This window comes from Clostridium sp., assembly GCF_032576335.1.
Taxonomy (GTDB): Bacteria; Bacillota; Clostridia; order Oscillospirales; family Acutalibacteraceae; genus Faecalispora.
The window spans coordinates 38,044-51,855 of sequence record NZ_JAWFXC010000011.1 but is presented as its reverse complement, the minus strand read 5'-3'; the positions used below and the strand labels follow the sequence as shown (position 1 = coordinate 51,855).

12 protein-coding genes are annotated in these 13,812 nt (G+C 46.4%); 4 read left to right on the top strand and 8 right to left on the bottom strand.

What is annotated here, in order from left to right:
• Positions 1 to 266 precede the first annotated feature (266 nt).
• From E7L17_RS12135 to E7L17_RS12110, 6 genes are all read right to left on the bottom strand, one after another.
• Positions 267 to 1,040, bottom strand: coding sequence for a hypothetical protein (locus E7L17_RS12135; RefSeq protein ID WP_316323422.1), 774 nt, complete (start codon positions 1,038 to 1,040; stop codon positions 267 to 269).
• Between the two features lie 296 nt (positions 1,041 to 1,336).
• Positions 1,337 to 1,822, bottom strand: coding sequence for an anaerobic ribonucleoside-triphosphate reductase activating protein (gene nrdG / locus E7L17_RS12130; RefSeq protein ID WP_316323421.1), 486 nt, complete (start codon positions 1,820 to 1,822; stop codon positions 1,337 to 1,339).
• A gap of 19 nt (positions 1,823 to 1,841) precedes the next feature.
• Positions 1,842 to 4,235, bottom strand: a complete 2,394-nt coding sequence (locus tag E7L17_RS12125) for an anaerobic ribonucleoside triphosphate reductase (RefSeq protein WP_316323420.1) — start codon at positions 4,233 to 4,235, stop codon at positions 1,842 to 1,844.
• 65 nt (positions 4,236 to 4,300) lie between these two features.
• A complete protein-coding gene (locus E7L17_RS12120; RefSeq protein ID WP_316323419.1) occupies positions 4,301 to 4,780 on the bottom strand; it encodes a GNAT family N-acetyltransferase in 480 nt (159 codons plus the stop codon).
• A 10-nt stretch (positions 4,781 to 4,790) separates the two neighbouring features.
• Positions 4,791 to 5,192 carry a helix-turn-helix domain-containing protein gene (locus E7L17_RS12115; protein WP_316323418.1) on the bottom strand — a complete coding sequence of 134 codons (402 nt, stop codon included), beginning with the start codon at positions 5,190 to 5,192 and terminating at the stop codon, positions 4,791 to 4,793.
• 169 nt (positions 5,193 to 5,361) lie between these two features.
• Positions 5,362 to 6,636 (bottom strand): DUF1015 domain-containing protein, encoded by a 1,275-nt coding sequence (locus E7L17_RS12110; protein ID WP_316323417.1) that lies wholly within the window; start codon positions 6,634 to 6,636, stop codon positions 5,362 to 5,364.
• A 298-nt stretch (positions 6,637 to 6,934) separates the two neighbouring features.
• Between E7L17_RS12110 and E7L17_RS12105 the strand changes: the two genes are divergently transcribed.
• From E7L17_RS12105 to E7L17_RS12090, 4 genes are read left to right on the top strand one after another with little or no spacing between them, the layout of a single operon-like run.
• Positions 6,935 to 7,894, top strand: a complete 960-nt coding sequence (locus E7L17_RS12105) for an ABC transporter ATP-binding protein (protein ID WP_316323416.1) — start codon at positions 6,935 to 6,937, stop codon at positions 7,892 to 7,894.
• The gene (locus E7L17_RS12100) at positions 7,891 to 8,595 is read left to right on the top strand and encodes an ABC transporter permease (RefSeq protein ID WP_316323415.1); all 705 of its coding nucleotides are present in this window, start codon (positions 7,891 to 7,893) and stop codon (positions 8,593 to 8,595) included. Before E7L17_RS12105 ends, E7L17_RS12100 begins: the two co-directional genes overlap by 4 nt.
• Before the next feature lie 16 nt (positions 8,596 to 8,611).
• The gene (locus E7L17_RS12095; RefSeq protein ID WP_316323414.1) at positions 8,612 to 10,297 is read left to right on the top strand and encodes a GldG family protein; all 1,686 of its coding nucleotides are present in this window, start codon (positions 8,612 to 8,614) and stop codon (positions 10,295 to 10,297) included.
• 1 nt (position 10,298) lies between these two features.
• Positions 10,299 to 11,765, top strand: coding sequence for a DUF4340 domain-containing protein (locus tag E7L17_RS12090; RefSeq protein WP_316323413.1), 1,467 nt, complete (start codon positions 10,299 to 10,301; stop codon positions 11,763 to 11,765).
• Positions 11,766 to 12,053: 288 nt separating this feature from the next.
• Here the strand turns inward: E7L17_RS12090 and E7L17_RS12085 are convergent, their stop codons facing one another.
• Together E7L17_RS12085 and E7L17_RS12080 are read right to left on the bottom strand one after the other, a co-directional pair.
• Positions 12,054 to 12,713 (bottom strand): lysozyme inhibitor LprI family protein, encoded by a 660-nt coding sequence (locus E7L17_RS12085; protein WP_316323412.1) that lies wholly within the window; start codon positions 12,711 to 12,713, stop codon positions 12,054 to 12,056.
• Positions 12,714 to 12,839: 126 nt separating this feature from the next.
• Positions 12,840 to 13,682, bottom strand: a complete 843-nt coding sequence (locus E7L17_RS12080) for a M14 family metallocarboxypeptidase (RefSeq protein WP_316323411.1) — start codon at positions 13,680 to 13,682, stop codon at positions 12,840 to 12,842.
• Positions 13,683 to 13,812: the final 130 nt, after the last annotated feature.

Genomic DNA, 13,812 nt, shown 5'->3' with positions numbered 1-13,812 from the left:
TCCAAAGGGAGAGAATCGATACTCTCCCTTTGGAAGGCCTTTGCCTACTTTCACCCTTTCGTGAAAGTAGGTGCCCGCCCCGGCATGAGGGGCAAAGCCTGCGCCAGCAGAATTCCCTGCGCCTTAGCGCAAAACTTCTTCAAGCAAATTCTTTCTTTTTGAAAAGCAAAAGCCTCTGGCATGAGGGGCAAAGCCCTGCGCCAGCAGAAAATTTTTCTTTACAAAAAAAGAATGAAGGAATTTCACCTTCACTCCATTTAAATGAATTAAACTTTTGCTAATTCGCTTTTCTTATATTCGTCATACTCTTTTTCGGTCAAAATACGACCATCGCACGTATTAATCGTGGGGTATTTTTGTAATAGCAATTCAACCAGCGCATTTCCTACCTCGGGTGAAACCTCTGCAAACGAATGTGCTCCATTCTTTGAAAGCAATTGAATGCCTAGGTAATGTACCGGTCTGCGATTATGCTGCTCACCAATATAAATCACCATGTCCGTTAAACACGCACTCACAAGGTCTTTACAGCGGATTACCGTTAGATTTATGTCTGCCAGATAAATAAAATCTCTTGTTAAGATTCCATCTTTTGCACCAGACATTACCGAATCGATAGCATCCTGCATTTTTAGAATATAGCTGTCTGACGCCATTGCTTGCTGCTCAAACTCACGGATTTCTGATTCTGTTAGCTTGCTATTGCTTGCACTTTTCTTAATCCAGTCTTCGGCTCCTCTTTTTGCGCGCATAACCGTTATTATAATAGCGAGTGCTGAGATGAGGGCAAATGCAGCAAAAACAATGCAGATAATCATGCCTACATCTGCCATCTCGGTGTCTCCACTTTGCTTGTATGCATTGATTGTGTTTACCGACCATCCGATGCCAGCAAGGCAACCCGCAAGTACAATTCCAAAAAAAGCATAAACTCCAATGCTTACCTTTTTGGTAGTTTTAGCAACCGCCTCAAACACAGAGCGATTGGGATAATGCTTTTCAATATAATCCTCATTCATGTTTTGAAAAATTTGACCCATTCTTTATCACTTTCCTTTACAAATAGTAGACAAATTTTAATTCTTAATATTTTTAATAAATACATATTAAAATGAAAATTGAAAATACATATTACCATATATTTGCAATTAAATCCAGTCTACAATGTAAGAAAAAAGCACATATATTTATTACCTAGTATGTAGAAACAATGGTTTGTTTTACAACTAACAGTTAAATTTAATTAGTTTTCAACACTGTGTTAACAGTTTGTTGAAAGCTTGTCCGCAATTAAAACGAATAAAAAAATTCCCGCACGGCTTGTGCGGGAATCCATTTATTCAACAATGATTGGTTCCGAGCCTCGCAAGTCAATAATCCGCTGATTTTGACTGCCCCGAAAACGCAAGGTTAAATCGCGCCGTTCTTGTAAAAACATCCCATCTATTAACCAATCGGCTTGCTTTAAAAGTTCCTGTACACCGGACTCCCGCATGGCTTGCAGCTGCTCCAGCGTGTAACCGCTGTACACGGTAATATCTAGACGGGGCAGTTCACTGCGAATCTTCTTTGCAAGCTCTACCAGCTCTTCTGCCTGGCAGAATGGTTCCCCACCGCTAAATGTAACGCCCTTTAACAGCGGGTTTTCTTTTATCTCTGCTAGAATCGCCGGAATATCTGCCGGTGCACCACCCTTAAATGGATGGGTTTTTGGGTTATGACAGCCGGGGCAGTGGTGAGGGCAGCCTTGCACGAAAATGACATAGCGTATGCCCGCTCCATCCACAATCGACTCAGGCTCAATACCAGACAGCATCAGCATGGTTTGTCGCTCCTTGTGTTTATTGTCCGCTGGTGCACCCGCAGCCATGCTTCACACGGTCGTGCTCTTCGGCGCGCTTGGCATTGTTCCAGCGGTCAGTCGTACCAACCAAGTAACCGGTAATGCGGCGAATACGTTCAAACTGAACGCCTTCCTCCTCCTCATGGCGGTGGCACTTGGGGCACTCATTATCGATTATTCCGTTAAACCCGCAAACGGGGTCACGGTCTACCGGGTGATTCACCGAACCATAACCGATACCGGCATCTTTCATACAGCGGATGACCGACTCAAATGCCTCCAGATTTTTGCAGGTATCGCCGTCCATCTCTACATAGCTGATATGGCCTGCATTGGTGAGAGCGTGGTAGGGAGCCTCCAGCTGAATCTTCTTGTAAGCGGAGATAGGGTAGTACACCGGCACATGGAAGCTGTTGGTGTAATAGGCACGGTCGGTAACACCCGGCAGTTTACCAAAGCGCTTCTGGTCAATCTTTACAAAGCGGCCGGAAAGCCCCTCTGCGGGGGTAGCCAGCAAGCTCCAATTCAGGCCGGTACGGTCGGATTCATCATCCATGCGCTTTCTCATATGCCCAATGATGGCGAGACCCAGCTTTTGGGATTCTTCACTTTGACCATGGTGCTTACCGGTTAAGGCGACCAAGGTCTCGGCAAGGCCAATAAAGCCAATGGAGAGTGTACCGTGCTTGAGTACCTCTGCGATGCTGTCGGTTACATCTAGCTTATCAGAGTCAATCCATACACCCTGACCCATTAGGAAAGGATAGTTATATACCTTTTTCCCACACTGAATTTTAAAACGATGCAGCAATTGGCGCATAACCAATTCGATGCGTTCATCCAACAGAGTATAGAACTTCTCAAGATCGCCTTCCGCCAAAATACCAAGGCGGGGCAGATTAATGGAGGTAAAGCTCAGGTTACCGCGGCCATTTACCACCTGGCGCTCCTGATCATGCACATTGCCAATAACACGGGTACGGCAGCCCATATAAGCAATCTCGGTTTCCGGCTGACCGGGCTTGTAGTATTGCAGGTTATATGGAGCGTCAATAAAGCTAAAGTTGGGGAACAGGCGCTTCGCTGAAACACGGCAGGAGAGCTGGAACAAATCATAGTTGGGGTCGCCCTCGTTGTAATTAACGCCTTCCTTCACCTTGAAAATCTGAATGGGGAAGATCGCTGTTTCGCCCTCACCAAGACCGCGCTCCGTTGCAAGCAGCATGTTACGCATTGCCATACGGCCCTCGGGAGTCGTATCGGTTCCATAGTTAATGGAAGAGAACGGCACCTGTGCGCCCGCACGGGAGTTCATGGTGTTCAGATTATGTATCAGCGCTTCCATCGCCTGATAGGTAGCTTCATTTGTTTCACGGGTTGCAACCTCACGGGCATAATCATGCGCCGCAGCTGCGGAGACCCAGCTAATTTCCTGGTAACCGTGGATTCTCTGGTGCTCAGGAAGCCAGCTGCTGATGACCTCGCGGTACTGCTCCATATTGCCAAGGGTGACAGGCTCCGTAACCGATTGCTTAATTTCGCCTACTAAAAGTATAGCATCCTCTAAAGAAAGCTCCTCTTTGATGTGCAGGTACTGGGTAAGTGCCTTAAAGTAAGCCTTGCGATACGTTTTGGCAACACCCTTTGCCATCGCGTAATCAAAGTTCGGCACGCTCTGGCCACCGTGCATTTCGTTCTGGTTCGCCTGAATGGCAATACAAGCGAGTGCGGCATAGCTGCGAATGTCGTTCGGCTCACGCAAAAACCCGTGGCCGGTGGAAAAGCCGTCGTGGAACAGCTTAATCAAATCAATTTGACAGCAGGTTTCGGTCAGGGCATAGAAATCCATATCGTGAATATGAATATCGCCACTGCGGTGTGCCTCTGCAATTTCAGGAGGTAGCACATACGTATTGTAAAAGCATTTGGCGCCTTCAGAACCGTATTTGAGCATGGTGCCCATGGCGGTATCGGCGTCGATATTTGCGTTTTCACGCTTCAAATCCGCTTCCGCGGAAGGTTTAAAGGTAAGGTCCTCATAAATCTTCATCAGATTCTGGTCCAACTCGCGGATTTTGGTATGCTCCGCACGGTACAAGATGTAGGCCTTTGCTGTTTTGGTATATCCCGCAGCAATCAGCTTATCTTCTACTGTATCCTGAATCTGCTCGACAGTGGGAATTTCTCCGGCAGGCATGGAAGAAACCACGGAAAACGTTAGGCGATTCAGTGCGTCGTCACTGATTCTTTCATCTGCAATCTGAATATTGGCCTTGAAAATTGCATTGCGAATTTTATCCGGATCAAAGGGCACCGTTACACCGTTGCGCTTGATAATGGAAGAAATCGTATCGGAATCAATCACCTTTTTCGTTTTTTTTGACACAGCCATTTTTCGTTCCCTCTCATCTTTCGATTTTTCGAAATATCACTATATATAGAATCACGGTCTTAATTCTACACCGTATAATGTGCATTGTCAAGGGAATCCGCCCCAGAAATTGTGGGTTGCAAACACTTTTTCATTTTAACATGCGGGCAGTGCTCTTCCAAATAAACCTCGCCGTCCGCATCATAGCCCAGAGACTCATAAAAGCCGCGTGCCTGCGTTTGGGCAGACAGCATGACCGCTTTTGCACCAAGAACGCGTGCTTGATTTTCTAAGTTTTCTACTACAATTCGGCCGAAGCCTTCCCCACGGTAAGGGCGCACTACCGCAATTCTCCCAATGATATATTCCTCCCCTTTACCGGCGAAAACCCGCCCGGTTGCAACGGGAGTATTCTCAATATACACCACAATATGGTGTGCGATGGGGTCTATTTCGTCGAATTCATTGCGGAAACCTTGTTCTTCCACAAAAACAGTATGGCGAATTGCTTTGGCGTCCTGTAGCTTGTCCAAGCTCTGCTCCATCACAAACCAATAGCTGTACATTTTGTAATCCTCACTTAAAATTATTTTTCATCCATTTTGCCAAAAGCTCCAACCCCGGCAAAGCGCCTGCACCTAATTGTGTTATCTGGTACTCCACCCTTGGCGGAATCTCTTGAAATTGGCGGCGCTCCACTAGGCCGTCAGCACTCATTTCACGCAGGCTCTGGCTCAGCATCATATCCGTTATACCGGTAATACCCGCCTTAATCTCGCGGTAGCGTATGCTCTCACCGCTTCGCAGCACCCATAAAATGCGGGGCTTCCATTTGCCACCCAGCTTTTGGTGAAACAACTCGAGGGAATCCTTTGCGTCGCCCGGCTGCGGCTTCAAGGGTGTTAAATCGCCCTGTAGCCGCTCCGGTTCTTCCAATATGCGGGTTCGTTTTTTCTTTTTTTCTTTTTCCTTTTTCATTGGAATCCCTTCTCCTTTACGGCTCTCATTCATTACCGAGTGTAGCACAGATAAAAGGTGAGTTCAAGAAAAATGTACGGCCATACAGGAGCCGATAAACACAACACGAGAGCCGCGAAAACGAACTCGCGGCTCCTACTCATCGGGTGCTTTGGTTGCTTTAATTTTCTTATTCTTCCAGCTGATTCATGACCAGACCAGTAATTAATTTGGGGTAGAAATAGGTGGATTTTTGCGGCATTTTTTCTCCTGCGGCAGCAACATCGCGAATCTCTTCCACCCGGGTGGGGTTAAGCAGAAAAGCGCACTGCGCTTCACCGTGCTCCACGCAATCCATTGCCTCCAGCAGGGAGCGGGTGTAGGTTAAATTGATTTGCTGTGCCATGTTTTCTTTATCAATACCGAGCATTTTTTCCAGAATTAGGCTATGCAGCACGGTAACATCCAGCCCTTGCGAAGCCACGCTTTTGTCTGGCAGAAGCTCCTTCATAACGGAGAGATCACGAAGAACCAACAGGTGCCACTGCTCCCCGCCGGTATAAAAGGCAAAAGCTTTTTTACCCTCAGCGTATTGCTCTGCTAAAACAGCTTCTATGGTATCTTTTTGCTCCATCGCCGTTACATCAAACAGCTCTTTGCATTGCTCTAACAACTTTCCAGCGTCAAAGCCCTCCAGGCCGCGAACCAAGCGGTGGGTGGGGAACACAACCAAGCCGGGGTGCTGCATATCTACCAGCATCATCATAACATAATCCTGTGCAGGGTTTGCCGATCCATTATCACGGCACGCATTACGGTAGTTGAGCGCCGTTTCATAACGGTGGTGTCCGTCGGCGATGTATAGCTTACGGTTCTCGAATTCATTGCAGATTGCACGAATCGCCACAGGGTCATTTACCAGCCAAAGGCGGTGGATAACCGAACCGTCGCTAAACTCATAACGTGGCGTATCTTTGGAAAGAGCATCGATATGGGATAGCGTATCGTGCTTTTCATCCATGTACAGGCAGTAAATCTGGCTGAAGTTGCAGTTGGTCGCATTCATCAGCTCAAAACGGTCAGCCTTTGCCTTACTGAGCGTTTCTTCGTGAGGTAAAACCACACCGGCAGAAAACTCCTCTAGCTTTACCAAAGAGATAAAGCCCTTCAGACGGTGAGTTTCCCCATAAGCCTTGAACTCTTCTTCATAAATATAAAGGCCTGGTTGGGTGTCGCGGCGCAGAATTCCCTCTTTTAGCCACTGGGATAGTGTCTCACCCGCTTGCTGATAGGGCATTTCGCCCCGCGGCAGCTCTAAACGAATAATATTGTGCGGGTTCTTCTCCAGAAAAGCGAGCCGCTCCTCCTCGCTGATAATATCGTAGGGCGGGCAAGTAAGCTCTGAGATATTGCCTGCCTGTTCGGTGCAAAAGCGCAGCGCGCGGTATGCTTTTATTTCTGCCACTGTGACCACTCCCAATTTTATTTTTTAACTTCTGCCTATTTTCAAATCTGCAAAATTTTCGATCAATTTACATGTCATTTTATTTTAGGGCTTTTTTATAGCTTCGTCAAGCAAATTAAAAAATTGCACGAAACACCACGAATTCTCTTTTTCATAAGAATGCCTAAAATTCTTAAAAATTTGTTTACATTTAAACTGTCTTGCATTGATATGATAGGTTTAATGGTCTTCCCATAAACACCGGTCAGCAGAGTGCTGCACCGCTTTTGGGGGATGGCTCAAAGGAGGGACGTTTGTAATGATAGAGGTAAAAGACCTCACAAAACGGTATGGCTCCAAAACGGTGCTGGATCACGTCAGTTTTACCGTAGAGGAAGGCACTATTTTAGGTTTTCTGGGGCCAAACGGCGCTGGTAAATCCACTACTATGAACATTATTACCGGTTACCTTTCCGCCAGCAGCGGCAGAGTTACCGTAGACGGGCAGAACATTCTCGATTACCCCAACGAGGTAAAAAAGAAAATTGGGTATCTGCCAGAGCTTCCCCCGCTGTATATGGATATGACCGTTAAGGAATACCTGAATTTTATGTACGAGCTCAAAAAGGTATCGCTTCCCCGCGAACAGCATATCAAAGAAATTTGTTCACTAGTAAAAATTGATGATGTGTACGGGCGCTTAATCGGGAACCTATCAAAAGGCTACCGCCAAAGGGTGGGGATTGCACAGGCCTTGTTGGGCAATCCGCCTGTATTAATACTGGATGAGCCCACCGTTGGCCTTGACCCCAAGCAGATTATTGAAATCCGCAATTTAATTAAAAAGCTGGGCGACAATCACACGGTTATTTTAAGCTCGCATATTTTACCGGAGGTGCAAGCAGTATGTGAACGCATTCTGGTGATTAACCAAGGTAATATTGTGGCAGACGGCTCACCCGATACGCTCTCGCACCAAATGACCGGCAACCACAAGCTGCTTGTGCGTTTGGAGGGCAAAGAAAACGACTTGGCACAGGGTCTTAGCACCCTTTCCAATGTAAAAGAGGTTCAGCCGCTTGGTGAAAAAGAACCCGGTGTATTTGAATTTACGGTTGAGGGCGAACCCGGGGCAGACCTGCGCCGCGACCTATTTGCGTTGGCGGCTCGCAAGGGATGGCCAATTCTTTCACTGCGAACAAACGACCTTACTCTGGAAGAGGTCTTTTTGCGCCTTACCGACGGTCAATTGGCAGAACAGGGGGAAGAAAGCGAATGAAAGCAATTTACAAACGGGAGTTAAAATCTTATTTTTCATCTTCTATAGGCTATGTGTGTGTGGCTGTTCTGCTGGCCTTGTTTGGTTTTTACTATGCAATGGTCATGAACGCCCGCTCCACCTCTTACATTACCAGCGTTTACGGCACCATGTTTATTTGGTGCATGATGATTGTGCCCATACTGACCATGCGCTCCATGAGTGAAGACCGCCGCAATAAAACAGACCAAGCGCTACTCACCGCCCCTGTTGGGGTGATGGGTATTGTTATGGGCAAATTTCTGGCGTGCGTGAGCGTTTTTGGCATTGCACTGCTTGGCAGCCTGCTACCCGCTGTGGTTATCTCTTTTGTGTCGAACCTAAATTGGGTTACGGTACTTGGCACCGTATTTGGTGCATTGCTGTACGGTGCCGCAATGATTTCCATCGGTGTGTTTATATCGAGCCTGACGCAAAGCCAGATTATATCGGCCATTGGCACGTTTGCCGCTTCTATGTTCCTGCTAATTATCGACCAGCTCTCCGGCTCTATCTCCAACGCCGTAATCGCCAAACTGATTGGATGGATTTCGTTTAATAGCCGGTACACCCCCTTCACCACAGGGGTGCTCAATGTCTCCAGTATTGTGTTCTTTCTAAGTGTTGCAGCGGTATTTTTATTCTTTACCGCTCGGCGTTTGGAAAGCCGCCGCTGGAATTGAAGGGAGGATGAACCGAATGAGTGAAGAAAAAAAGACACCCCAAAATACGGAGCCGACCGTTGAGCCGCCCGTGTTAGAGGAAGAAGATATTAAAACGGATACGCAGCCGATCCAAGAGGCCGCCATAGAAGAGCAAGCAGTGGAAGAAGAGGCTGCAATGCAAGAGAACAGCCTTACCGAAAATAAGCTCACCACACAAAATAAAGGCTTTGGGAAAATGTTGTCGTCCCAGAAGATGCGCCGCCGGGGCATCTCTACGGTGTTTACCGCCATATTTCTTGCCGTAATTATTCTATTGAATGTTATTGTATCAATGCTCAGCACCAGGTACCCCTCGATTAACCTTGACCTTTCAGCACAAAAAACAAACACACTTACAGAGGATGCCATCAAAGTCATTGATTCAATTAAGCTCCCTACGACAATTACGATATTAGGTCCTGAAAATGATGTGCGGGATAATGTGATGTACTCCGGCTATGGCTTTAATTACAGCCAAGTTGCTATTTTGTCTGACAAAATAAAGGAGCGCAACTCGAACATCACAGTAAAATACGTAGACCTTGATAAGAACCCGACCTATGCTTCTGAGCTCGGGGAATCGAATTTAAACGCAGGCTGTGTGGTGGTGAGTACAGAAAAACGCCACCGGGTACTGCAAATTACAGATTTATTTAACACGCAAACCGATTACACCACTGGGCAGGCGAGCTCGTATTCCATGGTTGGCACTGCACTGGCTTCGGCAATTAGCCAAGTAAACAGTACAAAGCTGCCAGTGATTGCATTTGCAACAGGCCATGAAGAAATTTATGATAGCTCTGCACTGCAAAATGTATTGAAGAACGCAAATTTTGAAGCGGTCAGCTTTAATATATTAACAGATGCCATCCCCGCTAATGCACAAATGGTGATGCTTGCATCCCCAGCAACCGACTATACGCCGCAGGAGCTCAAGAAGCTGGATGCGTTCCTCGAGAACGGTAAGCTTACGGCGGACCGCTCCCTGATGATTACCTTCTACCCCAGTCAAGAGGCATTACCAAATCTCTCCGCTTTCCTGAAAGAATGGGGAATTGAGGTACCCCGTGCAGTGGTAGTCGAGCGAGATCAAACACACATCGCGCAGTCGAACCCATCTTTTATTCTCACACAAACGAATGTGGATTCTACGATAACGCTTAACTCGCAAGTTTCTCAGTATGAAAATGTGGTAATGCCGGAATCGAGCCCCATCAATCTTTTATTTACCTCCCGTGATGGCGTCACCACGCATTCTATGGCAACCTCATATAATACTTCGTATCTGGTTGACTCCAAATCTACGGAAGAAACAGTGAAAAATGCAAAGGAGCAAGCATACACCACAGTAGCACTCGCACAGAAAAACATGACGCTTGACGGTACCGTCTACAAGCAGAATGTAATTGTTGCAGGCAGCTCACCCATGTTTGCGGAGGGAGTAATTAATGCCTCTGCCTATGGCAATGGAAAATATGTTACCGACCTTGTACGTTACGCCACCGGGGAAACTGATTCTAACACCGGCTTGCTTGTTACACCAGTTCAAACAAATCAGGTAGACATTAACCTTTCACAAGCTGCCAGTGTGATTCTTGGCTTTGGGCTGTTTACTGTATTAATCCCCCTCTGCGTTTTAGCGGCAGGCTTCGTCGTTTTTCTAAAGAGGAGGCACCTATAATATGAAACCACTCCATAGAAACCTACTGTCAGCCGCCGGTTTGCTTATTGTACTAGCCGGTGTGTTTGCCGCTTTAAAAATGACCGAAAAACAGCCGGAGACTACTTCCTCAGTTGCGGATGACACCGCCATCAGTCTGCTCTCCAAGCAAATTGATGATGTAAAATCGATGCAGGTAAAAAATAAAAATGGTGGCTTTGTGATTGTTCCCAGTACCGTTGGCACTTCCTCCGGTGTATCTGACCAAATCACTTACACGGTGCAAGGGTTGGAGGGGCTTCCGCTGTATAAAACGGCGGCGGAAAATGTAGTGAAAGACGGCTTTAGCCTGATTGCCTCTAAAAACATTGGCACCGTCAGCAATTTAAAAGAGTATGGTTTGGATCACCCCGCTGCGGAAGTCCAGGTCAATTTTCGGGATGGCACAAGCTTTGATTACCTTTTGGGCAATGAAGCCGCTGGCTCGGATGGCTACTATATGGCAGGCAAAAACTCCAGCAACGTTTATATCGTCTCCGTAGACAGCGGGATTTTCAGCAGTACCAAAGATTTTGTGAAAAAAGAACTGTACTCCCTAACCAATGCCAGCAGCGGGCAAGAGACCCCCGCTATTGAAACGATAACGCTTACCAACACCCATTTGGGCGAACAACTAAATATAACCAATAAGAATAACCTTGTTACGGTTTCAGACGGAAAACAAACCCTGCCGGTAGATGAAACGCAATATTCTACGCTTGCTACTACCATCTCCACCGTTACTGCGAATGAAGTAACGGCGATTCGTCCCTCGGCAGAGCTAAAAAAGAAGTACGGGTTAGATACACCTTCCACAACGCTCTCCTTTACCGCCGATAAGCACTCACATTCCTTAAAGGCCGGCAAGGTAGAAAACGGCTTGTGGTACGTAATGGCAGACGATATTGACGCTATTTTTGCCATTCAGGAAGATAGCGCGTCCGTATGGGCAAATGCTACTCTGTTTAGCCTTAGAAGCAAATTCGTACAGCTTCCCAGTATTGCGGACGTAAGTGGGTTGGATGTATTGGCGGAAGACCAAGCTTTTACCTTTGAAAAGACACGCACAAAAAATACTACAAAGTCTACCAAAGACAGTGAGGTGTTCGATTATACCGTTACCAGCAATGGCAAAGCAGTTACGTATGAACCGAACTTTCAAAAGTATTATGAAAATGTAATTGCCGTTCAGCTTTTAGAAGAAGCAAATGCAGATTCTGACGGAGTAGCGACGGCTATGAGTAAGTCACCTGTTTTTACCGTACGATACCGCTTTTATGATTCCGCTAAAAAACCAGTTACAGTGCAATATTACACCGTTAACGACCGGCGTTACTTGGCGGTGGTAGACAACGTACCCCAAGGCCTTGTTACCGCAACAAACATTAACGGCCTAATTGCAGATACGGCTACCGTATCTGCAAACGGTACGGTGCAGGCAGGGCTATAATCTGAAATAAACTTTAAAACATAAGAAAAGACCCCATAATTGGGGTCTTTTCTTATGTTCAAATTACATTTAATCTTTTTGACAGTACGCCCTTATAAAATAAAGAATCGATAAAACCCTGCACCAAAATCTGATAAAAAGAGTATCGCAAATTTTTCTATTTTATGAACTGTAGTGAAACGCGCTAACCTAAATCTAAATAAACCATACCCATACTTAAATAAATGAAATTGCGGAACAAAAATCAGCCTGTTGAATAAACAACAGGCTGAAATTTAGAAAGGTTAATTATTTGCCGGTATACGCATAGGTGAATTTCGCATCCACTGCATACAGATTTTTGTAGATAGCGGCTGCGCGCTCTCTGTAATGCTCCATGGTTTCACCTGAAATAGTAAGCTGCGCCGTGGAACCAGAATTTTGAGCTTTTTCTGCAATCTTTTTCAGATCATCGGGTGTATTTTTAACCCACTTCTCTTGGCGGTTCTGGTAGCTCTTCTTTTTGGATTCAGGACCTTTTGCCAACAGCTTTTTATAGCCGGAGTCAATCTCTGTCTGCCAGAGCTTGGTGTATTTTTCATTCACCTTAATCATATCGGCACTGGAAGAAGCCTTTTCCATCTCTGCCAAATAGGCTTTGTCGATGGGGTTCTTTACAAACAGCTTATTAAACTCTTTGTTGCTCGTTACAATGTTCTTAAGTGAGGTCGCTTTATCATCCGGACCGGCAGATGCAGAAGATGTTCCCGAAGTAGTACCGGAGGCACCAGAAGATACTGCCGAAGACGAGCCCGAAGAGGCCTTTGAGGGCGCCTGCGATTGCGGAGCGGAAATAATCGGCTCTGACGTTACAGACGATGTATTCTCCGTACTCTTATTACACCCAAAAAACACCGAAAAAACCATTATGGAAGCGATCAGCAATGATGCTGTTTTCATTCTTTTCATCACCATGACATCCTTTCTAAAGTAAAATTCCCAACGCTTCATGTTTTGCTGGCTCATTTACTTTACCACAACATCCTTTGTCTTTCAATCACACAAACCTGAAAAAAATCTTACTAGAATCTTAAGCTAAAGGTGCAGCGCCAAAACAAGCATTGGCTCCAGCTGTTGATAAATAGGCTCAAACTGTTCAATTGGCAGTGGGTTTTGGCCCATGCCTACCTCTACCGTAAATGCAGGACGCCTCATACAATCAATAAACCAGTCTTTAAAACCGCCGCCCACCGCCAGGCCCTCCGGCTTTTCTACCTGGTACCCTGCTGCATCCGCCAGCCTTTGTGCCATCTCAAGGGAACAAGGTGGGGTATGTTCACCAAAATCGTAATATATTACTTCGCCTTGACTGTGAAAGGCAAGTGCCTGGCAAAAACAGTGCCGCCTGCATAGCCGGGTCATTGCAGCTGTTTCGGGTTCACTCTCGGGGCAGGTTCCGCCATACCTAGTAGGGCCCGGCCCGGTAATGCCAGATTCAATCTCCAGCTCACGCAGCTCGCACCAGCCAGCATTAAAATTGTGGTTAATATCTACACCGCGTGCATTCGCCTGCCACCGCTTTTCTGGGTCACAAAGCTGGATGGCAACTCCATCTGGATTCACACAGGGGATGATACAAACCCCTCTGTTGCCTAAAAGCGCCGTTACATCTTCACCGGCCAGTAACGTGTGGTCACGAACAGACTCGCAAAGCCTATGCGCAAAGCGAAGCAATATCATTGTGGTAATCCACTCCATACCATGAAACGCCCCGGCAAGCAATACCCTCTCGTCACAGTTACCTACCGAAAAAGAGTAAATTTGGCGGCTGCATATACTGCACCCAATTGAACCAACCCTCGCAAACGGATAGTTTGCCAACTCTTGCATCTGCTGTTTTAACATGCAATAATCCGGCGGCAATAGCTGCTGTTCCATTGTATAACCCCCTTTTTCTGGTAATCCCAGTATAAGCGACCTTCCTCCAAGAACTTTGTCGCAGGTAGGCTAATCAAATTTGCATTCTGCGCAAATTACCGCTTTGCGCTTGGCTATAAACAATTATTCA